Source organism: Plantactinospora sp. CNZ320, from assembly GCF_002846275.1.
In genome coordinates this window covers 1,817,798-1,839,039 of sequence record NZ_PJMP01000001.1, presented here as the reverse complement: position 1 = coordinate 1,839,039, position 21,242 = coordinate 1,817,798, and the positions used below count along the sequence as shown (strand labels likewise).

At 71.1% G+C, this 21,242-nt stretch carries 15 protein-coding genes; 4 read left to right on the top strand and 11 right to left on the bottom strand.

Translation table 11 applies throughout. The features are described from left to right. Window positions 1-88 precede the first annotated feature (88 nt). The 7 genes from CLT71_RS07915 to CLT71_RS07885 form a co-directional block, all read right to left on the bottom strand. A complete protein-coding gene (locus tag CLT71_RS07915) occupies window positions 89-2,206 on the bottom strand; it encodes an alpha-glucuronidase (RefSeq protein ID WP_101366535.1) in 2,118 nt (705 codons plus the stop codon). Between the two features lie 31 nt (window positions 2,207-2,237). Continuing rightward, window positions 2,238-4,292: a beta-galactosidase gene (locus CLT71_RS07910; protein ID WP_101366534.1), complete on the bottom strand. Its 2,055-nt coding sequence runs from the start codon at window positions 4,290-4,292 to the stop codon at window positions 2,238-2,240. Further along, a complete protein-coding gene (locus CLT71_RS07905; RefSeq protein WP_101366533.1) occupies window positions 4,289-4,978 on the bottom strand; it encodes a DUF624 domain-containing protein in 690 nt (229 codons plus the stop codon). The genes CLT71_RS07910 and CLT71_RS07905 overlap by 4 nt, the downstream gene beginning before the upstream one ends. Next, complete coding sequence (locus CLT71_RS07900) at window positions 4,975-6,519, bottom strand: GH39 family glycosyl hydrolase (RefSeq protein WP_101366532.1); 1,545 nt, start codon at window positions 6,517-6,519, stop codon at window positions 4,975-4,977. The genes CLT71_RS07905 and CLT71_RS07900 overlap by 4 nt, the downstream gene beginning before the upstream one ends. A 120-nt stretch (window positions 6,520-6,639) precedes the next feature. Beyond that, window positions 6,640-8,280, bottom strand: coding sequence for an ABC transporter substrate-binding protein (locus CLT71_RS07895; protein ID WP_101366531.1), 1,641 nt, complete (start codon window positions 8,278-8,280; stop codon window positions 6,640-6,642). A gap of 56 nt (window positions 8,281-8,336) precedes the next feature. Beyond that, window positions 8,337-9,299, bottom strand: a complete 963-nt coding sequence (locus CLT71_RS07890; RefSeq protein ID WP_486483132.1) for a carbohydrate ABC transporter permease — start codon at window positions 9,297-9,299, stop codon at window positions 8,337-8,339. Further along, window positions 9,296-10,291 carry an ABC transporter permease subunit gene (locus CLT71_RS07885; RefSeq protein ID WP_101366530.1) on the bottom strand — a complete coding sequence of 332 codons (996 nt, stop codon included), beginning with the start codon at window positions 10,289-10,291 and terminating at the stop codon, window positions 9,296-9,298. The genes CLT71_RS07890 and CLT71_RS07885 overlap by 4 nt, the downstream gene beginning before the upstream one ends. A 426-nt stretch (window positions 10,292-10,717) precedes the next feature. Between CLT71_RS07885 and CLT71_RS07880 the strand changes: the two genes are divergently transcribed. After that, window positions 10,718-11,755, top strand: a complete 1,038-nt coding sequence (locus tag CLT71_RS07880) for a LacI family DNA-binding transcriptional regulator (protein ID WP_101366529.1) — start codon at window positions 10,718-10,720, stop codon at window positions 11,753-11,755. Between the two features lie 103 nt (window positions 11,756-11,858). Here the strand turns inward: CLT71_RS07880 and CLT71_RS07875 are convergent, their stop codons facing one another. The 3 genes from CLT71_RS07875 to CLT71_RS07865 form a co-directional block, all read right to left on the bottom strand. Beyond that, entirely contained in the window at window positions 11,859-12,773 is a 915-nt protein-coding gene (locus tag CLT71_RS07875; protein WP_101366528.1) for a cation diffusion facilitator family transporter, read from the bottom strand. A gap of 215 nt (window positions 12,774-12,988) precedes the next feature. Next, window positions 12,989-14,005: an ABC transporter substrate-binding protein gene (locus CLT71_RS07870; RefSeq protein ID WP_101366527.1), complete on the bottom strand. Its 1,017-nt coding sequence runs from the start codon at window positions 14,003-14,005 to the stop codon at window positions 12,989-12,991. A gap of 221 nt (window positions 14,006-14,226) precedes the next feature. Beyond that, complete coding sequence (locus tag CLT71_RS07865; RefSeq protein ID WP_486483131.1) at window positions 14,227-15,216, bottom strand: LacI family DNA-binding transcriptional regulator; 990 nt, start codon at window positions 15,214-15,216, stop codon at window positions 14,227-14,229. Window positions 15,217-15,451: 235 nt separating this feature from the next. Here CLT71_RS07865 and CLT71_RS07860 point away from each other — a divergent pair, with 235 nt between their 5' ends. Beyond that, window positions 15,452-16,711, top strand: a complete 1,260-nt coding sequence (locus CLT71_RS07860; RefSeq protein WP_486483130.1) for an MFS transporter — start codon at window positions 15,452-15,454, stop codon at window positions 16,709-16,711. A 78-nt stretch (window positions 16,712-16,789) separates the two neighbouring features. On the opposite strand, the gene CLT71_RS07855 is transcribed toward CLT71_RS07860, so the two are convergent. After that, window positions 16,790-18,913, bottom strand: coding sequence for an MMPL family transporter (locus tag CLT71_RS07855; RefSeq protein WP_486483129.1), 2,124 nt, complete (start codon window positions 18,911-18,913; stop codon window positions 16,790-16,792). Between the two features lie 187 nt (window positions 18,914-19,100). On the opposite strand from CLT71_RS07855, the gene CLT71_RS07850 reads away from it, so the two are divergent. Both CLT71_RS07850 and CLT71_RS07845 read left to right on the top strand, forming a co-directional pair. Next, the gene (locus tag CLT71_RS07850) at window positions 19,101-20,318 is read left to right on the top strand and encodes a histidine kinase (RefSeq protein WP_101366525.1); all 1,218 of its coding nucleotides are present in this window, start codon (window positions 19,101-19,103) and stop codon (window positions 20,316-20,318) included. Then, a complete protein-coding gene (locus CLT71_RS07845; RefSeq protein ID WP_101371246.1) occupies window positions 20,315-20,962 on the top strand; it encodes a response regulator transcription factor in 648 nt (215 codons plus the stop codon). The genes CLT71_RS07850 and CLT71_RS07845 overlap by 4 nt, the downstream gene beginning before the upstream one ends. Window positions 20,963-21,242: the final 280 nt, after the last annotated feature.

Genomic DNA, 21,242 nt, shown 5'->3' with positions numbered 1-21,242 from the left:
CCTCCGCCGACGACATCGTACAAGGCAGGTTGGCTCCCGGGCCGCAGGCGGCCGGTCGGCCCGGCGACGCTGCCTCGCGCCGATGGCTTCAGTAGATCCGGCGGCCGTGCACGTCCGGTACCCCCGACTTGCGCAGAAAGTAGGTGTTGACCTTGTCCCGCCACTCCTCGGCCGAGCGCAGCTGCTCGGCGAGCCGCTGCGTCACCCGGGCGTGCAACGCCGGGTCGACCAGCCCCGCCGGGCCGATCCGCTCCCACCGGCGGGCCATCTCCACCACCTGCTCCACCCCGGTGAAACGGGTGTCGTAGACGTGCTGGATCACCGTCGACCCGGAGTGCAGCACGTGCTGGTAGGGCACGTGGTGGAAGAAGAGCAGCAACTCGTCCGGGCAGGTCTCCAGGAACTCGTACCGGTCCGCCCAGGGCTGCGGATACTGCCCGGTGAAGCCGGTACCGGTGGCCCGGGTGCGGTCCACCCCGACGCCGTACCGGTCGGCGAAGTGGTAGGTGCCCCAGCGCGAGTATTCGTAGCCGTCCACGTCGGGGCCGTAGTGGTCGCCCGGCGCGACCATGAAACCGACCCCGAGCGGCGCCGTGTACCGCTCGTAGGTGCGCCACGAGTCGTCAAGCAGTGCGTGCAGTGTCCCGCGCAGCAGGTCGGGATCGCCGGTCGCCGACGGCGTGAAGGTCAACTCGATCCACTCGTCGAGTACGGCCACCGGGTCGAGGTCGGGCGCCCAGCCGAGCCGGCCGGCGGCGTACAGGTTGGCCTGGGCGAGCGGGTGCCCGGTCCAGTACCTGTCGTCGCCGACGTTGGAGACGACCACCAGCCCGCCACCCGCCGAGCCGCCACCTGCCGAGCCGGCGACCACCGAGCCGACCGTCGGCCCGCCCGGTCCCCAGGGCGCGAACCGCAGCACCTCGCTCCAGCACGGGCCGAGATAGCAGACGTGCCGCTGCTGCCCGGTGTACTCCTGCGTCGCCTGGAACTCCACCGCGAGCCGGGTGTTCGGCATCGCCGCCAGTACCGGGGAGACGGGCTCGCGCACCTGGAAGTCGATCGGACCGTGCTTCACCTGGAGGACCACGTTCTCCCGGAACTCGCCGTCCAGGGGCGTGAAGTGGTCGTACGCCGCCCTGGCCCGGTCGGTCGACCGGTCCCGCCAGTCCTGTCGGTGGTTGTAGACGAAGGCACGCCAGTGCACGATCCCGCCGAACGGCGCCAACGCGTCGGCGAGCATGTTCGCGCCGTCCGCGTGACTGCGCCCGTACCTGGCCGGGCCGGGTTGTCCCTCCGAGTCCGCCTTCACCATGAATCCGCCGAAGTCGGGAATCCGCCCGTAGACCTCTTCGGCGGCCTTGCGCCACCAGGCCCGTACGTCGTCGTCGAGCGGGTCGGCGGAGGGCAGCTCACCGAGGACGTACGGCGTGGCGAAGTTGACCGACAGATGCACCCGGATCCCGTACGGGCGGAGCAGGTCGGCGATCGCGGCAACGTCGTCGAGCCGGTCGGTCAACAGCCGGGTGGCCGTGCCGTGCACGTTCACGTTGTTCACCGTCAGCGCGTTCAGGCCACAGGCGGCGAGCAGCCGTGCGTAGTCGCGTACCCGATCCGGCTCCTGGCGCGGCGCGCCGTCACGCCAGAAGATCGACCCGCCCGCGTAGCCGCGCTCGACCTGTCCCATCGTCGGATGCACGTCGACGTTGTCCCAGTGGCTGACCAGCCGCAGCCGCATCGCCGGTCGGTGTCGCTGCACCGCGATGTCGGCGTCGAACGCCGCCGGGCCGAGCCGGACGATGTGGAACAGGCCGTAGAGCAGCCCGGCCGGCTCGTCGGCCAGCACCACCGAGACCCCGTCGCGGCGGGCCAGCGCGAAACCTTCCGGTCCGAGCCCGTCCGGATCCGGTCCGTGCCCGATCTCGGCCGCCAGCGCCGCCGCGCCGGCCGGCAGCGGCCCGGCCTCGCCGAGCGCGAAGACCAGGTCGTACGCCCCGTCGAGCTGCTCGGTGAGCTGCTCGCCCGCGACCTCGGCCGGAACCCGGGTGACCGTGCCGCCGTAGCGGGCGCAGGCCCCGGCGACCTCGTCGTGCACCGTGTCCACCAGCGTGCCCGCACCACTCACCAGCGTCCGGCCCGACCCGATCGCCCGGAACGCCTCCGGCGGCAACCAGGCCGGGTGCGTGGACTGGGCGTCACCGGTGGTCATCGGGTCCCTCCCGGGCGTGCTGTCGAGCCGTTCATCGCTGCGTCTCCGGGGCGTCCTCGCGCAGCACCAGTACCCCCTTCGGGTACAGCCGGATCGGCTGCCCCGCCGCCACCCGCTCCCCGCCGAGCAGGTCGGTACCGGCGGCGTGCGCGGTCGTCTCGACCGGCTCCGCGCCGTGGTTGAGCAGGAACCGCAGCCGCGTCCCGTCCGGGGCGACCCGCACCGTCGACTCCAGCTCGGGCAGGTCGGCGTACGGGCCGACGAGGTCGTGCCGCTCCAGCACCCGGCGGACCACCCAGTTCACCCCGGGCTGGTCGAGGCCGGCGGCGACGTACCAGCCGTGGCCGGCACCGTAGCTGTTCCGGGTCACCGCCGGGGTGCCGGCGTAGAAGTCCGCCCGGTAGCTGCCGAGCACCTCGGCACCCTGTGCAATCACCAGCTCGAAGAGGAGCCGCGACTCGACCTCCACCTCGACGTCCGGGCCGGCGCCGTGCAGGAGTACCGGATTCACCACCTCCGGCGGGCGGGCGTCCCACTCGTCGATCCGGATTCCCATCAGCGGGCCGAGCGGGCCCGGCACGTCCATCAGGAACGCCCTGTCGTCCTCGTCGACCCGGCCGGAGAGGAAGGTGGTGAGCACCGAACCGCCGCGCTCGGCCACCGCGGCCAGCCGCTGTGCCAGATCACCCTTGAGCATGTGCAGTGCCGGTGCGACCACCACCTGGTAGCCGTCGAGATCCGCGGTCACCGGCACCACGTCGACGTCGACCCCGGCTTCCCAGAGCGCCCGGTAGTACGCGTGCACGATCTGCTGGTAGCGCAGCAGCCGGGACGGGCCGTCGGAGATCTCCAGCGCCCACCAACTGTCCCAGTCGAAGAGCAGGGCGACCCGGGCCGGGGTCCGGGCGCCCAGCGTGGCCGGGCCGAGCCGGTCCAACTCGGCGCCGAGCCCGGCCACCTCCCGGAAGACCCGGGTGTCGTCCCGGCCGGCGTGCCCGATGACGGCGCCGTGGTATTTCTCGCAGGCGCCCCTACAGGCGCGCATCTGGAAGAAGAGCACCGCGTCGGCGCCGTGCGCCACCGCCTGCCAGCTCCACAGCCGCATCACCCCGGGCCGCTTCAGCGGGTTGACGTCCCGGGACGCGGTGTAGCTCGGGGTCTGCTCCATCAACCAGAACGGCTGGCCGTCCTTGAGCCCGCGCATCAGGTCGTGCGCCAGGGCCATCCAGGCCGGCGAGTCGTCGTCCGGCGGGTAGTTGTCCCAGGAGGCGAAGTCGAGATGCGGAGCCCACCGGTGGTAGTCGATCGGCCGGTACATCCCCATGAAGTTGGTGGTGACCGGTACGTCGGGACTCGACTCCCGGATCGCCGCCAACTCGTCACGGAAGTTGGCGAACATCGCGTCGGACATGAAGCGCAGGTAGTCGAGGGTGATGCCCTGGAAGGCGGTGTGGTTCGGCCCGCGCCAGTGCTCGGTGAGCGCCGACGGCGGCTCGATCTCGGCCCAGTCGGTGAAGGTGTGCGACCAGAACGTGGTGTACCAGGCGGTGTTGAGCGCATCCAGGCTGCCGTACCGCTCCCGCAGCCAGTCCCGGAAGCCGGCCGCGCAGAGGTCGCAGTAGCAGGCGCCACCGTACTCGTTGCCGACGTGCCAGGCGACCACGGCCGGGTTGCCGGCGTACCGCCGGGCGATCCGGCGGGCGAGTTCGGTGGAGAGTCGACGGAAGACGGGGGAGCTGGGGCAGGAGTTGTGTCGCTGCCCGTACCGGTGCCGGCGGCCATCGAAGTCCGTCCGGGTCACCTCCGGATGCAGTCGGGCCAGCCAGGCCGGGTGTGCGCCGGTGCCGGTGGCCAGGCAGATCCGCCGACCCTGCGTGGTGGCCAGCTCGACGATCCGGTCCAGCAGGCTGAAGTCGTAGACGTCCGGCGCCGGCTGGGTCAGCGCCCAGTCGAAGACGCCGAGGGTGACGGTGTCGATCCGGGCGGCGTCGAAGAGCCGGTAGTCCTCCTTCCAGACCTCTTCCGGCCACTGCTCCGGGTTGTAGTCCCCGCCGAAGGCGATCTTTGGGGTGACCGGCAGGCTCACGCGGTGAACTCCTCTTCGACCTTGCTGACCAGCGGGCGGCAGTTGCGGAGCAGGGCCAGCGTCAGCACCGAACCGAGGAGCCCGAGGACCGCCTCCGAGGAGACCCAGACGATCCCGGCCATCACCACCAGCAGGCAGAGGTTGCCGATGGTCACCCCGGGGGTGTGCCCGAGGAAGTGCATCGCCAGCCGGGCGACGTCCCGGACCCGGAACCGGAACAGCGACGTGATCACCAGCGCGTTGACGCCCCAGAGCGTGACGCCGAGCCCGACCAGGAGCAGCGGCACCCGCCACCAGCCGGGTACCCCGGCGGCGCCGAAGTAGCTGAAATTGAGCGCCACGATGGTGAGCCAGGCCAGCCAGGGGACCCAGATCGCGAGTACGCCCCGGAGGTTGGCCCGGTAGCCGCGCCAGAACAGGGTCGCCGGGGTCAGCTCGGTCAGGTCCGGGCGGTGGTGACGCAGCGCGTACAGCGCGGCGGAGACGGCCGGGCCGAGCGGCAGCGCGCAGAGCGCGACCAGCGGCAGGTTGCTGGCGTGCCGGTCCAGCAGGAAGAGCGGGACCAGACCGGGCAGGGTGGTCAGCACCAGCAGCAGCTCCACCACCAGCAGGCTGTAGACGAGCGCCATCGCCCGGGAGAGCGGCCCGGTGCCGAACCGGCCACCGGCCTGCGCGGTCCTGCTCATTCCTGCTCCCTTCCGGGCGTACCCGCAGGCTGAGCCAGGCCGAGCAGCCGGGCCTCGTCCCACCACGGCGGGGTCTCGTCGACCACCGCAGTGATCTCCGCCAGGGTCACCTCGTGCCGGGCCAGGGTCAGGTCGAGTTCGACCCGGCCGTCCACCACCGGCAGGCTCCGGTGGGTACGGACCGGCTCGGCAGCCTCGCGCAGCGCGTCCAGTTGACCGGGGCGGGGCGAGCGGGGCCGGCCCATCTCGGACCAGGCCGTCCAGGCGTTGCCGTACTCCTCGTTGACCGTCGAGCGGAGCAGGAAGGCGGAACCGGTGCCCGGCGGTCCGACCGGGATCGAGAACGTCAGGCGGTGCCTGTCGAGGGGTGCCGCCCCGGTCACGTCCACCGGTGCCCAGGCGAGCACCGCGATCCGGCCGCCGGAGTCCCGGGTCACCAGGTGGTCCGCCCCGCGCGAGAGCACCTGGTCGCCGAGCCGGGCCAGGAAGGCGTACAGGTGGTAGGTGGGTTTCTTTATCTGGCGGTGGGTGAGCAGACCGAATCCGCCGTGGAAGAGCGAGGTCGGTACGCCGACCTCCTCGAACATGTCGCTGAAGGTCCAGTACGAGAAGGAGTCGACCAGGTCGCCGCCGGCCGCCAGGACCGGGGCCAGGTACGCGGCGTGGAACGCGGTGTCGTGGATCGGGTTGTCCGGCCGGTACGAGGAGTTGAACTCGGTGATGTGCACCGGCAACCCGGCCAGGGCGGTGTCCCGGAGCAGTTGCCTCGGCGTGCCGAACTGCTCCAGCAGCCGGGACGCCGGAGCCAGCGTCTGGTGTACTCCGAACGGCACGTGCTGGGCCGGCCCCGAGGTGTACGCGTGCTTGCTGACGAAGTCGATCGGCACCTCGCGGTCGGCGACGAAGTCGGCGAAGCGCGGCAGCCACTCGTCGGCACCGGGGGAGATGGCCGGTCCGCCCACCTGGAGGCCGGCGTCGACCTCCTTGACGGCGTGCGCGGTCACCTCGTAGAGCCGGTGATAGGCGGACTCGTCGGCACCCTGCCAGAACTGTTCGAGGTTCGGCTCGTTCCACACCTCGATCGGCCAGCGGCGCACCTCGGCGAGGCCGTACCGGTCGACCAGGTGCCCGACCGTGGCCTTCACCAGGTCGGCCCACTCCGACTCGGAGCGGGGCGGGGTGACGTTGCCCTGCCACCAGAAGACGGTCTGGTCGCCGGAGGCGAGTGCGGCGGGCATGAAGCCCAGCTCGACGAAGGGCCGGATGCCGAGTTCCAGATAGGCGTCGACGACCTGGTCGACGTACCCGAAGTTGTGCCGGACCCGGCGCTGCCCGTGGTGTTCGTAGGGCCGGTGGACGCCGACACCGTCGCTGAGCAGCCCGTGCCCGCGGATGTGCCGGAAGCCGATCTCCCGCTGGACCAGCGCGAGCGAGTCCTGGTAGTCACGGCGCAGCGCCAGTTCGAAGCGGCCCGTGCCGACGCAGGTCCGCCAGGCGTCGGTCAGCCGTCCGGTCGGCTGCTCCGGTACGGGGATGTGCATGGTGTTCCTCTGTTCCGTGTCGCGCGGCTCCCGTCCGCGCCGGTGCTGGTGCGGGCGGGAGCCGCTGCGCCGACGTCCGGCCCGGCCGTGCCCGTCGCGGGCACGACCGGACCGGGACGGTCAGCCGTGTTCCTTCTGGTACCGCTCGTACGCCGCCTGCACCTTTTCCATGTAGGCGTCCATGTTCTTGCCCTTGAGTTCGGTGACGTAGGCGTCCCACTGGGCGAGGTCCCGCTGGCCGAGGATGAACTGCAGGGTCGCCTGGTAGACGAAGTCCCGCAGCGGTGTCGCCCAGAGCGATATCTGCTCGCGCTCCTCGTCGGTGAACGGGAACGGCGGCATCACCGGTCGCGGCGTCCGGGCGTTCATCACCTTCTGGAACTCCTGCTCCTCCGTGGAGAAGAAGGACTGCACCAGCTCCGGCTTGCCGCCGTAGGTGAAGACGCCGTTGTAGAACCCGAAGTCCTTCTGCAGGTGCTTGGGGGCCTTGGGGTTGAGCCCGATGACGTTGACGTCGGGGTGCAGGGTGGGCTTGCCGGAGGCGTCCTTGACGAAGGTGGTGCCCTCGACGCCCCAGCGGGCGAACGTCTGCCCGTCGTCGGAGTAGAACAGCCAGTCGATGAACTGCATCATCGCGACGAAGTTCTTGCTGTCCCGGGCCTTCTTGGAGATCATGACGCCGTTCTCCAGCCGGCTGGCCGGGTTGATCTCGCCAGCCGGGCCGACCGGCAGCGGGATCTTGGTAAGCGTCGCGTTCGGCAGCGTCTTGGCCAGGTCGGGGCGGTAGTCGTTGACCAGGTTCTGCGCGTTGCTGCTGATCACGAACGACTTGCCGTTGGCGAGCTTCTGCCGGGCGTTGTCATCGGTCTGGGTGAAGCTCTCCGGGTCGAGCAGTCCCTCCTTCACCAGCTTGTTGAGGTAGGCCAACATGTCCCGGTACTTCTCGCTGGCGCCGGTGTAGAAGAGCTTCTTGCCGTTCGCGTCCCAGCTGACGTGCTGGAAGTTCCAGCCGGCACCCTCCAGGCCGTACGAGGCGGCGAGGATGTTCAGCAGGTTGCCGGCCGGGTTGGGCTGGCTGAACCGGTCGGAGAACGGGAAGGTGTTCGGGTACTTCGCCTTCATCGCCTTGAGCACGGTGTAGAGCTCGTCCCAGGTCTTCGGGATCTCCAGGTTCAGTTCCTTGAGGATGTCCGTCCGGATCGCCAGCGAGTAGTCGTGCCAGGGCTTCTCGTGCACCCCGGGCAGCAGATAGAACTTGCCGTCCGCCTGGCGGCGCTGGTTGATCTCAGGAGCCAGGTTCCACTTCTCGATCTTGTCCTTGAAGTTCGGCATCAGATCGAGGTAGTCGCTGACCGGCAGGATGGCGCCGGAGGAGACGAAGGTGTCCTCCTGGCTCGGGTAGGTCTTCGGGATGATCATCGGTGCGTCACCGGCACCGATCAACAGGCTGCGCTTCTGCTCGTAGTCGCTCAGCGGTACGGCGACCGGTTCGATCGTGACGTTGGTCCGCTTGTTCAGCTCGGTCCAGAACAGCCAGTCGTTCTTCAACGGGTAGTTCGGGTGGTTGTTGTAGAGCAGGGAGAACGAAACCGGTTCGGTCGCCTTGAACTGCTGGTTGACGCCGAGTTCGGCCATCGCGCCGGCGCGGTTCTCCGAGAGGTCTGCGGCCTCGCCCTCGTCGCCACTGCCGCAGGCGACGAGCGAGAGAGTCAGCGCGCCGGCAGCGACCACCGCTGCTCGGCGCCGGGCTCGTTGGAACATCGGGCTTCCTTTCGCTGGTGGTTCGTGGGTTCGACGGCTCACCCCCGCCTGCCGGACTATCCCTTCACCGCGCCGAGCATCACGCCGGACACGAAGTACCGCTGGACGAAGGGGTAGACAAGCAGGATGGGCAGGGTGGTGAGCACGATGGTCACGGCCTTGAGCGTCGCCTCGGCCTGTACCTCGTTCGCCTCGGTGACGGCGCCGATGTTCTCCGCGCCGACAGCTCCGGCGATCAGGTTGCGCAGATAGACGGTGACCGGCAGCAGGTCCTGCCGGTCCATGTAGAGGAACGCGGAGAACCACGAGTTCCAGAAGGAGACCGCGTAGAAGAGGATCATCGTGGCGATCACCGCCTTCGACAGCGGTAGCACGATCCGCAGCAGGATGCCGTACGTGTTGAGCCCGTCGACGGCCGCAGCCTCCTCCAACTCCACCGGCAGGCTCTCGAAGAAAGCCTTCATGACCAGCAGGTTGAACACGCTTATCGCGTTCGGCAGCACGATCGCCCAGATGGTGTTCGTCATGCCCAGGCTGCTGATCAGCACGTAGTTGGGGATCAGCCCGCCGTTGAAGAACATGGTGAAGACCGCGATGCCGATCAGCGCGGTACGGCCCTTGAGGTGGTGCTTGGAGAGCACGTACGCGAAGCAGGTGGTGAGCACCATCGCGATGATCGTGGCGACGACGGTGTAGACCACCGTGTTCCGGTAGTTGGTCCAGAAGAGCGAGTCCTTCATCACCAGCGCGTACGTGTCGGTGTTGAACCCGCGCGGCCACAGGGTCACGTTGCCGGCGATGATGTACGCCTCGTCGCTCAGCGACCTGGCCACGATGTTCAGGAACGGGTAGAGCGTCACCACCACGACGCCGGTCAGCACGATGGCGTTGAAGACCCGGAAGACGCGGTAGCCCCGGGTGTCCTGGATGCCACGTCGCCGACGGGGCCGGCCGAGCCGCTCGGCGGCCCGCTCCGGGTCGGCGGCCTCGGGCGCGACGGTGCTGGAATCCACTGTCACCACAGGCTCGTCCCCACTGTGCGGCGAGAGATCGCGTTCGCGGACAGGATCAGGGTCAGCCCGATCAGGGCCTCGAAGAGTCCGATCGCGGCGGCGTAACTGAAGTTGCTCGACTGGAACGCCATCCGGAACAGGTAGGTCGAGATCACGTCCGCCGTCGGGTACGTCAACGGGTTGTAGAGCAGCAGGATCTTCTCGAAGCCGACCGCCATGAAGGTGCCGATGTTGAGGATCAGCAGCGTGACCATCGTGGGCCGGATGCCGGGCAGCGTGACGTGCCAGGTCTGCTTCCACCGGTTGGCGCCGTCGATCCGGGCCGCCTCGTAGAGGTTGTCGTCGATGGTGGTCAGGGCGGCGAGGTAGAGGATGGTGCCCCAGCCGACCGTCTGCCACACCTCGGAGCTGACGTAGATGGTCCGGAACCAGTCCGGCCGTTGGAGGAACGGAATGGCGTCCTCACCGGCGAGCTTCACGAACTGGTTCACCGTGCCGTCGGTGGAGAGCAGCTGCATCACCATCGCGGCGACGATCACGATCGACAGGAAGTGCGGCAGGTAGGAGACGGACTGCACGAAGCGCTTGAGCTTGCGGGTCCGGACCTCGTTGAGCAGCAGCGCCAGGATGACCGGCAGCGGGAAGCAGACCACCAGGGTCAGCGTGCCCAGGATCAGGGTGTTGGTGAAGACCTCCCAGAACGTGGGGTCGGAGAGGAACATCTTCACGTACCGCAGGCCGACCCAGTACTCGCCGAAGACGTTGCCGCCGGGCTGGAACCGCCGGAACGCGATGACGTTGCCCAGCATCGGCAGGTACCGGAAGATCAGGAAGAACAGCAGCGGCAGCAGCGCCAGCGAGTAGAGCTGCCAGTCCCGGCGGATCGCCTGCCGCCACGTCCGGCGGTGTTTGCGGGACCGGCGGCGGGACGCCCCGGTGTCCGGCGGGTCGGGCTCGACGATCACGGGCGGTGGGCCCGCGGTCATTGGCGCACTCATCGGCGTACCTCCGCGGCTGTGGGCGGGAGCGGGCCGGTTTCCTCGCCGGAGGCGTCGGCGCCGGAAGGTCGTGGATCGCGCCGCGGCACGACGCTCCCCGTCGTGGCGCGGTCGGCCACGGGCAACTGGCTCTTCATGCCACCCCTTCGGGTCGACCCCACTGTCCGGTGCAGACGGTGGGGCTGTCAGGCCGGCGAGTCTTCGAAACTTTCGGCAATGTCCGCGTTACCTGTGCGGGGCAACCTATGTGGGACATCGAAGATGTGTCAAGGGTGTCTGAACTGCTCGATCCGTGACCACATCGCATATCGTGCGTAGACCGGTCCGGACGGTCAGCCGGATACCACCGCAAGATCGAAGCCCGGTCCGTCCGGTCGATGTTAGGGTTTCGCACCGAAAGTTTCGGATAGTTGCGGGAGGCTGTCGATGACGAGGTCCCGACGGATCGTCAGTACCGGTGCCGCGACGATCGCGACCATCGCCGACGAGGTCGGGGTCTCCCTGACGACGGTCTCCAAAGTCCTCAACGGCCGATCGGACGTGGCACCGGAAACCCGGGCCCGGGTCGAGGCCAGCCTCGAACGGCACCGGTACCGCCGCCGCGCGAAGCGCCAACCGAGCGCGGTGGAGCAGATCGACCTGGTCTTCCACGAACTCGACTCCGGCTGGGCAACGCAGATCATCCACGGTGTACAGGCGGTGACCAACACCGCCAACATCGGTGTGGTGCTCTCCCAGCTGGGTGGTCGGCACCGCCCCTCACAGCAGTGGTTGGAGGGCGTGCTGCTGCGGCGACCGCTCGGGGTGCTGCTCGTGCTCTGCCACCTCACCGAGGCGCAACTGCAACAGCTCGCGCGACGGTCGATCCCGCTTGTGGTGATCGACACCGACAGCGCGACCTCCGCCTCGGTGCCGACGGTGGGCTCCAACAACTGGAACGGCGGGCTGCTCGCCACCCGGCACCTGCTGGAGCTGGGCCACCGCCGGGTCGCCTGCATCTCCGGTCCGAAGGACGTGCTGTGCAGCCAGGCCCGGACCGCCGGCTTCCGCTCGGCACACGACGAGGCCGGGATACCCGTCGACCCGGCGCTGGTGCGGTACGGCATGTTCTCCGCGCACGCCGGCTACCAGTACGGGATGGAGCTGTTGAGCCGCCCCGACCGGCCCACGGCGATCTTCGCCGGCTCCGACATCCAGGCGCTGGGCGTGCTGCGTGCCGCCCGGCAGCTCAACCTCGACGTGCCGACCGACCTCTCGGTGATCGGCTACGACGACCTGCCGGTGGCCTCCTGGATGGGCCCGGCCCTCACCACCGTCAACCAGCCGCTGCGGGACATGGCCGGCACCGCCACGCAGATGCTGCTCGACCTGGCCCGGGGGGCGGAACTCTCGACCAGCCGGATCGACCTGGTCACCGAGCTGGTCGTCCGGGAGAGCACCGCGCCGCCCCGGCTGCGCGACTGATCGCCCGCCGGTCGAGTAACACCGGCTGTGCGGCGCGGGTGGTCGCCGCGGCATGCCGGGCCGGTGGACGGGGTCGGGCTGCTCGACGGGGTGGCCCGGCGGGTCACCAGTCGGCGTCCTGGCACACCTTGTGCGTGGTGGGCGGCTCGATCTGCAGGGTGCAGTGGTCGATGCCGAAGCCCTCGTGCAGCCGGGCGCGCGCCGCGGCGAGCACCGGGGCGAGATCGGCGCCCGGCGCCAGGGCGAGGTGCGCGGAGGCGACGTCCATCCCGGAGGTCAGGGTCCAGACGTGCAGGTCGTGCACGCCGGTGACCCCGGGTACCCCGCCCAGGCTGGTCGCCACGGCGGCCACGTCGATGTGCGGCGGTGCCGCCTGCACGAGTACCCGGACCGCGACCCGGGCGAGTTGCCAGGTGCGGGGCAGGATGAACAGGCCGACGGCGACCGCGACGACCAGGTCGGCGTAACGCCAGCCGGTGGTGGCGATGACGACGGCGGCGACGATCACGCCGACCGAACCGAGCAGGTCGCCGAGCACCTCCAGATAGGCGCCCCGGACGTTGAGGCTCTCCTTGGCACCGGAGCGCAGCAGCAGGAATGCCACCACATTGGCGGCGAGGCCGACGATCGCGACCGCGAGCATCGGCCCGGCCCGCACCTCCGGCGGGTCGTCGAACCGGCGTACCGCCTCGACGATCACGAAGATCGCCACCCCGGAGAGGAGTACGGCGTTGGCCAGCGCGGCGAGCACCTCCAGCCGGTAGAGCCCGAAGGTGCGGTGGGCGTGCCGGGCGGCTCGGCTGGCGGCGGTGATCGCGGCCAGCGCCAGGCCGATGCCGAGCACGTCGGTGAACATGTGACCGGCGTCGGAGAGCAGTGCCAGCGAGCCGGTCCACCACGCCGCCGCCGCCTCCAGCAGCAGTACGGTGCCGAGAACCCCCACCGCCGCCCAGAGCGGCCGGCGATGACGCTCACCGGCCCGCATCGCCTGGCCGCCGTGGTCGTGACCCGCACCCATCTGCCCAGCCTCCCGCCGTCGACGCCGCCGCAGACAACATATGCGGACATTGCAATGTATGCAAGTTGAAACTGGATGCCGATGCCGATGCCGATGCCGATGCGGTGCCACAGCCGCTGCCGCTGCCACAGCCGCTGCCGCTGCCGCTGCCGCTGCCACAGCCGCTGGCGGTTCGGGGCGCCTCGGCATGTCCCGGCGTCGGCGCCCGGGTCGGTTCAGCCCAGTGGCTTCGCCCTGTTCAGCCAGCCCGCCACGTCCCGGTAGATCGGCGCGCTGGCCCGGTAGCTGTACGGGGCGGCCGGCTTCCACGGGTAGACCTGGCCGGCCCGGACCGCCGGCAGCTGCGTCCAGGTCGGGATCTTCTCGGCCTTGCCCGCCACGCTCGTCACCTCCCGGCTGTCGTAGACGATGGCGTCGGCCGGGAAACTGCCGATCTGCTCCCAGCTGATCTCCTGGAAGTACTCGCCGGGCCCGAGTTGCCGGGACGGCAGGACGAACGTCATCCCCAGCGAGGCCAGGTGCTTCAGGTCGGGGTGCGCCTTCGGGTCGGCGAGGTAGAACTTCTCCGGATCGCGGGAGATGGCGAGGATCCGCAGCCCGGGCTTTGCCGCGACCGCCGCCTTCACCTCGGCGACCGCCGCGTCGAACTCCGCCCGAGCCGCCTGCACCGGCCCGGCCTGCGGATCGGCGCCGAGTTGCGTGGCGAGCGTCATGAAGCCGTCGATGATCTGTGGCAGGTCGAGGCCGGGCATCTTCATCCCGATCGACGGGGCGAGCGCGTCGACCTCGTCGACGCTCGCCTGCGGGACGTACCAGAGGGTCTTGTCGTCGAAGGAGAGGTCGACCAGGAGTTCCGGGCGCAGTGCGGCGTACCGCTCCAGGTTGAACTCGCCCCAGGTCGTGCCGACCACCTCCAGCTTGTCCAGCTCGATGTTCCCGGCCTGGTAGTTGAGCTTGCCGTCGGTGGTGCCCAGTTCGCCGTACACCCCGGTGACCTGGAAGCCGGCGTCCCAGAGTGCCGCGGCGGCGCTGCTCTGCGCGACCACCCTGGTCGGCCGCTCGGCGAGTTCGACGGTCCGGCCGCGCCCGTCGGTGTAGCGGAACGGCTGGGCCCCGGCGGACGCCGCGCCGCCGGGGGAGCCGGCGTCGCCGCAGGCGGCGAGTCCGAGGAGTAGGCCGGTGCCACCGGCGTAGCGCAGGAAGCCACGCCGGTTCACGAGGTGCGCAGACATGTTTCTCCAGTCCTGAGTGATCGAGTCGATGGCGACGTTAGGTTAGCCTGGCCTAACATCCTCTGCGCAACCCTTTGGGCAGACTTCCTTCGACACGGTGACCCAGGCAACATCCCCAGGTGGACCCGCAGATGGGCATGCGCCGGCAGCCCGCGAGGCCTGGCCTGCGGGCTGGAGATTAAAGATCAACTAATCGCGGACGATCGCCGGGCCGGAGACGCTCAGGCGCTCTCCCGGAGAATCAGCTCGGAGGGGTACGCCGTGGCCGGCGGCACCCAGGTCCGGTCGAGTACCGCCGCCACGGCCGCCGTGGCGATCTGCTCGACCGGATGGCTCGCCGTGGTCAGGGCCGGCGCGCTCAGTGCGGCGAACGGTACGTCGTCGAAGCCGGCCACCGCGATGTCGCCCGGCACGTCGATCCCGCGCCGCCGCAGCACCGCCAGTGCCCCGAGCGCCATCGCGTCGCTGTTCGCGAACACCGCGTCGGTGTCCGGCCAGCGCTCCAGGATCGTCACCATCGCGGCCTGGCCACCCGGGGCGGTGAAGTCGCCCGGCACCAACCGGATCGGCCGCCCCGTCTCACGCATGATCTCCCGGTAGGCGGTGACGGGCCGGCGGGTGCAGGGCATCCACTCTGGACCTGTGATCATCGCGATCCGGCGACGTCCCGAGTCGAGCAGGTGGCCGACGATGGTACGGGCGGCTCCGCCGTTGTCGACGTCGAACGACGGTACCGCGCGGGAGCCGATGCCGATCGAGACCGCCCGACCCTCTAGCGCGGCAGGTACCGCCTCCAGGATCGGTTCGGTGGTGTTGATCGTCAGTACCCCGCGGACGCCACGGTCCTCCGCCAACTGCCGCAGTCGGGCGGGCGCGTGCAGCGGCAGCCACTCCAGGGACACCCCGACCTCCCGGCGGGCGCAGACCTCGGCGGCAGCCCGCACCACCCGGTCGACGTACGGGTCGTGCAGCACCGTCGGCGCCGTACCGGCGACCGCCACGACCAGCCGTACCCCGGCACCGGTGGCCAGGGCCCGGGCGGCCGGGTCGGGTGCGTAGCCCAGCTGTGCGGCGGCCGCGACGACCCGGTCCCGGGCGGCCGCCGAGGCGGCACCGTATCCGGCGATGACCCGGGAGGCCGTCGACCGGGAGACTCCGGCGGCCCGGGCCACGTCCTCCAGGGTGGCCCGGCGCGGCACCCGGCTAGCCACGCCGGCGTCCCGTGGCGGGCAGGCCCGGAGGTGACGTGGCGACGAGATGACCTTGATGCGGCATGGGGCAATGATGCACCCCGGCCGCACGCGTCGGCGAGCCGGTTATCTCGACCGACGACTGGCGAACCCGCGTCCCGGGTTGCGTCGAGAGCGCTCTCGGGGATGCGCTTACCAGAGTCGGGCGCCATCGGCGGCTCGTCGTCGGAAAGTCGAGAAAGCGGAGGGGTACCGGGTGAACATCTCCGCCGGCGCTGTCCGGCCACCGGTCGTACCGCGGCGGGTCCGTGCCGCCCGGACCGCCGTCGCCGTGGTCTTCGGGCTCAACGGGCTGGCCCTCGCCTCGTGGTTCGCCCGGGTGCCGGCGGCCCGGGACGCGCTCGGGCTCACCCCGGGACGGTTGGGCCTGCTGTTGCTGGCCGCCTCTGGGGGCGCCATGCTCGCGCTGCCGTCCGCCGGGGTGCTGGCGCAGCGGCTGGGTACCGCCCGCACGGTGGGCACGGCGACCGGAGTGGCCGCACTCGGACTGGCGCTCGCCGGGGTCGCCACCGGAAGCTGGCAGGCGGTACCGGCCGTCGCGGTGGGACTATTCGCCCTCGGATACGGCTCCGGGACCTGCGAGGTCGCCATGAACGTCGAGGCGGCGGCGGTCGAACGGCGACTCGGCCGTACCGTGATGCCCCGGTTCCACGCCGCCTGGAGCCTCGGCACCGTGGCCGGGGCGATCGCCGGGGCCGGCAGCGCCCGGTTCGGGGTACCGATCGGGCTGCACCTCGGGCTCGCCGCCCTGGTGATGCTCGCCGGCACCGTTCTCGCGGTCCGGTCGTTCCTGCCCGCCCCCGCGACCCCGCCGACGGGATCGACGACCGGCCCGAGGCGGGGTACCGGCACACTTGCCGCCTGGCGCGAGCCGCGTACCCTGCTGATCGGCCTACTGCTGTTGGTGATGGCCTTCACCGAGGGAACCGCCAACGACTGGTTGGCACTGGCCTTCGTGGACGGTCACCGGGTCAGTGACGCGGTCGGCGCGCTGGCCTTCGGGGTCTTCGTCGCCGCGATGACAGTCGGCCGTACCGTCGGCACGGTCGCGCTGGACCGCTGGGGCCGGGTACCAGTGCTGCTCGGCACCCTCCTGGTGGCCGCGCTCGGCGCCACGGTGGCGGTACTGGCCGGTTCCTGGCAGTTGGCGATGGCCGGAGTACTGCTCTGGGGGCTCGGCACCTCGCTCGGCTTCCCGCTCGGGATGAGCGCGGCGGCCGACCAGGAGGACAGGGCCGCCGCCCGGGTCAGCGTGGTGGCGGCGATCGGTTACACCGCGTTCCTGGCCGGGCCGCCGCTGGTCGGACTGCTCGGCGACCGGGTCGGCAGCCTCCGTGCCCTGCTCGTCGTGCCGCTGCTCCTGCTGCCCGCCCTCTTCCTGGTGCCGGCCACCCGTCCGCCCGCCGAGAACCGACCCGAGGCCGTCGACTCCCGTTCCGGTCCCGACGACATCTGACCCGAGGCCGTCGACTCCCGTTCCGGTCCCGACGACGCCCGACCCCGAACCCCGGAACCTGGGGCTGGGCGGTGCCGGTCAGCCCTCCCGGAGACCCCACCGTCGGTGGAGCCGACGCAGCGGGGCCGGCGCCCACCAGTTGGCCCGGCCGGCGAGCCGCATGACGGCCGGCACCAGCAGCCCCCGGATGATCGTGGCGTCCACCAGGATCGCCAGGGCCAGCCCGATCCCCATCAGCTTCAGGAAGCTCATCCCGCTCACCGCGAAGGCGGCGAACGAGACGGCGAGTACGACGGCGGCGGCCGTGATCAGTCGCCCCGTCCGGGCCAGCCCGGTGGCGATCGACCGGACGTTGTCGCCGGTACGGTCGTACTCCTCCTTGATTCGGGAGAGCAGGAAGACCTCGTAGTCCATCGACAGCCCGAAGGCGATGCAGAACATCAGGATGGGCATCGAGACGTCGAGCTGGCCGGTGGCGGTGAAGCCGAGGATCCCGGAGAGATGCCCCTCCTGGAAGATCCACACCATCGCGCCGAAGGTCGCCGTGAGGGAGAGCAGGTTCAGCAGGATCGCCTTGACCGGGACGAGAATGCTGCCGAAGACGGCGAAGAGCAGTATCGCGGTCGCCGTCGCGATGAGCGTCAACGCCAACGGCAACCGGTCGCCGATGGCGGCCTTGGCGTCCACGAGTTCCGCCGCGTCACCGCCGACCCGGAAGTCGAAGGGCGGAGCCAGCGCCCGGATCTCCTCGACCAGCCGCTCGCCCTCGGCGGAGCGCGGCACCACCGACGGGAGCACGCTCAGCCAGGCGCCGCCGGCCGCCGTGTGCGGCGTCACCTCGACGACCCCGTCTACCGCACCGACCTGGCCGGCAAAGGTCCGCACGGCCTCGGCGTCCGCGCCGTCGGCGTCGACGCCGGGCAGCGCGATCCCGAACTCGTCGGTCCGGTTGCCGGCGAATCCGGACTTGATCGCCTCGACGACCTGCCGGGCCTCGCTCGACGGCGGCAGCGCCTGGTGGGACGGCAGCCCCGGGTCGACACCGAGGAACGGGATGCCGAGCGCGAGCAGGAAGACGACGACTCCGGTCGCGACCGGTACCGGCCGGCGCATCACCGCATTGGCGAGCCGGTACCAGAAGTCCGGCCCGGCCGTCCTCTCGCTGCGCCGACGCGATCGCAGCGACCCGGCGTTCACCCTCGGCCCGAGGAGCGCCAGCAGGGCCGGCAGGGTCAGCAGGGCCCCCGCCGCGGCGCAGAGCACCACCGCGACCCCGGAGTAGGCGAACGAGCGCAGGAAGGACAGTGGGAAGACCAGCAGAGCCGAGAGCGAGACCGCCACGGTGAGCGCCGAGAACGCCACGGTACGGCCGGCGGTCCGCACGGTTCGGAGCACCGCCTCCGCCGTGGGCCGGCCGGCGGCCAACTCCTCGCGGAACCGGCTCAGGATGAAGAGGGAGTAGTCGATGGCCAGCCCGAAGCCGAGCCCGGTCATCAGGTTGATCGAGTAGACCGAGACCTCGGTGAACTGCGCGATGCCGGAGAGCAGGAGAAACGCGCCGAGCACCGCGACCACCGAGACGGCAAGCGGCAGGGTCGCCGCCACGAGGCCGCCGAAGACGAAGAGCAGCAGGAGCAGCGTCACCGGTACCGCGATCAACTCGGCCCGGACCAGGTCGGTGTCGAGCTGCTCGCCGATGGCCTCGTCGATCGCGTACCCGCCGCCCACCCGGACGGTGAGCGGACCGCGCCCTCCGGCGTACTCCGCCGCGATGCCGGCCGCCGCCTCCTCGACCTGTTCCTCGCCGCCGACCAGGTCGACCACGACGAGCGCCGCGTGGCCGTCGGTCGAGCGGAGCGTGGCCTGCCCACCTGTCGACCAGTACGAGTCGATCCCGAGCACACCGGGCTCGTCGGCGAGTTCCCGGGTCAGCGCGGCGCCGGCCGCCGCCACCGCCGGGTCGTCGACTCCGGCACCGTCGGGTGCCTCGACCAGCAGCACAAGTTCGGGTCGGGGGACGCCGGCATCGGCCAGGAAGGCTTCGGCCCGGGTCGACTCCGCGTCCGGGTCCGCGAAGCCACCCCCGCCGAGCTGGCCGAAGAGGCCGGATCCGGCCGCACCGGCGGCGACGAGGAACAGGACGGTCAGGGCCAGCACCAGTCGGTGCCGGCGGACGACGAAGCGACCGATGCTGCCGAACACGGCAACCTCCCGGGGGTACGCGGAAAGGGGCGGGTCGTCATCGTCCGTGTCGGACTCGTCCGGCCACATCGGACCGGTGAACCCTTCGGTCCCGCCCCCGGCCGGGTGCCGCCCCGTACCGGAGACCGGGGTCGGGGCGTACCCGAGGACGGGGTGACCCGGTCCGGCCCGGCGGTAGTCTGCGGGCGTGGAGCAGACGGGGCTGCGGGCGTGGGGCGGCTCGTTCGCCACCGGCCTGGCCTTTCCGACGGCGGCCCTGGCGGCGGCGCTGCTCGTCTTCCTGACCACCGGCGTCACCGTCGGTCTGGTCGGCATGCTGGTCGTCGCGCTGCTGCCCTGGGCACTGCTGGCCGGCCAGGTCCGGGTGGGGCCGTGGCCGATGGTGGCGCTCGGCGTCGGCGTGCCGGCGCTTGTCACCTTCTGGTACGACGCGCCCGGCGCTGTCTTCCTGGCCATGCTCGCGGTGACCTGGCTGGCGGCGCTCGCCGGGTCGTGGCCGGCCGAGACGGTGGCCGTCGTCGTCACCTCCGCCGTGCCGGTGGCGCTGGTCGCGGTCGAGGGGGAGTGGCGCGAGGACTATCCCGCCGTCGTCTTCTTCGGCACCGGCACGCTGTTCACCTGGCTGATCGGCCGCATCCTCCGGCGGGAGCGGCAACTCGTCGCCGCGCTGACCGAGGCGCACGACCGACTCGACGTCGCCGCGGCCGCAGCCGAGCGCCGCCGGATCGCCTACGAGGTGCACGACGCGATCGGGCACGGGCTCACCGTCGTACTGCTCAACCTGGTCGGCGCCCGACAGGTGCTGCACCGCGACCCGACAGCGGCGGCCGAGGCGCTGGACCGGGCCGAGCAGGTCGGCCGGGAGAGCCTCCAGTCCGTACGCGCGATCGTCGGCCTGCTGCGCGATCCCGGCGAGAACACTGCGCCCGGGACGGATCCGGACCGGGGGAGTACCCCGCAGGCGCCACCCCCGCTGCCGGGCGCGGCGGAGATCGTGGACCTCGTCCGGGGTGCGGCCGAGGCCGGGTTGCCGGTCCGCGCCGAGCTGACCGGCGACCTCGGATCCGTCGACACCTACACCGGACTCGCCGCGTACCGGATCGTGCAGGAGGCGGTGAGCAACGTGCGGCACCACGCACCGGGAGCCGAGGCGGTGGTCCGGATCGTCCGGGACTCGGACCGCCTCGCGGTGTCGGTACGCAACGGTGCGCCGGCCCGGACCCGCACCTCGACCGGCCGGGGCGGTGGTGCCGGGCTGGACGGCATGCGCCAGCGGGCCGAGGCGCTCGGCGGTACCGTTTCGGCGGGACCGGACGGCGACGGTTGGCTGGTCGAGGCATCGCTGCCGGTCCGGCGTGCGGCGTCGCTGCCGGCGTGGCATACCGGCACGGAGGTGCCCCGGTGATCCGGATCGTGCTCGTCGACGACCAGGAGCTCGTCCGGGCAGGGCTCCGGCTGATCCTGTCGGCGCACGACGATCTCGCCATCGTCGGTGAGGCGGCCGACGGCCGGGCCGGTGTCGACCTCGCGGGTCGGCTGGCTCCGGACGTCGTACTGATGGACATCCGGATGCCGGTGCTGGACGGGATCGAGGCGACCCGGCGGTTGACTGCTGCCGAGCAGGCGCCGCCGGTGCTGGCGCTCACCACGTTCGGCGACGACGACGTGCTCTGGGGCGTCGTCGAGGCCGGTGCGGCCGGTTTCGTGCTGAAGGACGCGCCAGCGGCGGAACTCGTCGGCGCGATCCGGGTCACCGCCCGGGGTGGATCCTGGTTCGACCCGCAGGTCGCGACGCGGGTGCTGGCGCTGGTCCGGGCACGTCGGGCGGGCCGGCCGGCGTCCTCGGTGGCCGGGCTGACCGCCCGTGAGCTCGAGGTGCTCCGCCTGGTGGCGTCGGGTGCGAACAACGCGGAAATCGCCGGGGCACTGCATCTGAGCGAGCGGACCGTGAAGGGACACGTCTCGGCGATCTTCCTCAAGCTCGGCGTCCGGGACCGGGCCGGCGCCATCGTCCGGGCCTACGACGCCGGCATCGTGCCGGGACGGTGAGCCCGCTCCGCCTGGATCTCCGGCACCGTGGCCGAAGTGATCGCCGGGGCCGGCGGGTGCCTGGTTCGGAGCACCTGACCTGCGCCGGTCAACCTGACCGTGGGTGTACCCGGGAGTTGGTGTGCAGGTATCGGAGGCGGACCGACGCCGGACGGCCAGCCCGGTGGGGCTGGCCGTCCGGATCGGAGGGTGCCGCCACCGGCCGGGTCACGGCCGGCGGCGGCACCGTGCGGGGCCGGCGCCGAGATCGTTCCCGCAGGGTGCCGTAGCGGGTCCGGTC

Excerpts from the sequence above, each read along its gene's own strand:
- CLT71_RS07905 (WP_101366533.1), bottom strand. The coding sequence starts at position 4,978 with ATGAGCAGGACCGCGCAGGCCGGTGGCCGGTTCGGCACCGGGCCGCTC.
- CLT71_RS07885 (WP_101366530.1), bottom strand. The coding sequence starts at position 10,291 with ATGAGTGCGCCAATGACCGCGGGCCCACCGCCCGTGATCGTCGAGCCC.
- CLT71_RS07870 (WP_101366527.1), bottom strand. The coding sequence starts at position 14,005 with ATGTCTGCGCACCTCGTGAACCGGCGTGGCTTCCTGCGCTACGCCGGT.
- CLT71_RS07880 (WP_101366529.1), top strand. The coding sequence starts at position 10,718 with ATGACGAGGTCCCGACGGATCGTCAGTACCGGTGCCGCGACGATCGCG.
- CLT71_RS07915 (WP_101366535.1), bottom strand. The coding sequence starts at position 2,206 with ATGACCACCGGTGACGCCCAGTCCACGCACCCGGCCTGGTTGCCGCCG.
- CLT71_RS07875 (WP_101366528.1), bottom strand. The coding sequence starts at position 12,773 with ATGGGTGCGGGTCACGACCACGGCGGCCAGGCGATGCGGGCCGGTGAG.
- CLT71_RS07895 (WP_101366531.1), bottom strand. The coding sequence starts at position 8,280 with ATGTTCCAACGAGCCCGGCGCCGAGCAGCGGTGGTCGCTGCCGGCGCG.
- CLT71_RS07900 (WP_101366532.1), bottom strand. The coding sequence starts at position 6,519 with ATGCACATCCCCGTACCGGAGCAGCCGACCGGACGGCTGACCGACGCC.